Origin of the sequence: Vogesella mureinivorans, from assembly GCF_007644035.1 — a bacterium.
Lineage (GTDB): Bacteria > Pseudomonadota > Gammaproteobacteria > Burkholderiales > Chromobacteriaceae > Vogesella > Vogesella mureinivorans.
This window is the reverse complement of record NZ_VMTV02000827.1, coordinates 1-306: the sequence shown is the minus strand read 5'-3', so window position 1 is coordinate 306 and position 306 is coordinate 1. Positions and strand designations below refer to the sequence as shown.

Sequence of the window (306 nt, the reverse complement as noted above, 5' to 3'; positions counted from 1 at the left end):
GCCTCTATAGCAGCCGATGCAGGATAGTTTCCAGTAAAAAAAGTGGTATCTATGTCAAATGCACTGATTTTACCTGCAACAGCCAATTCAATAATTGCCCAATCATAGCCTGAATGACGCTTACGGCGGGTTTCCCAACCATCCATCCACTTGCCGTGGTCATCAAATTTATCTTCGACAAATACAGGCGCATCGAATTGCAACATTCGTGAAGCCTCAGCAAAAAAATCATCTGAACATTCAAGTACTTTTGCCCAAATCCGGGAATCTGCCAAATTTGTATAGCGCTGTAAATGTGCAGGAAGT

At 42.8% G+C, this 306-nt stretch carries 1 pseudogene; it reads right to left on the bottom strand.

What is annotated here, in order from left to right:
• Positions 1-306 (bottom strand): annotated as a pseudogene (locus FLQ44_RS19820) (allantoicase); the annotation flags it as partial.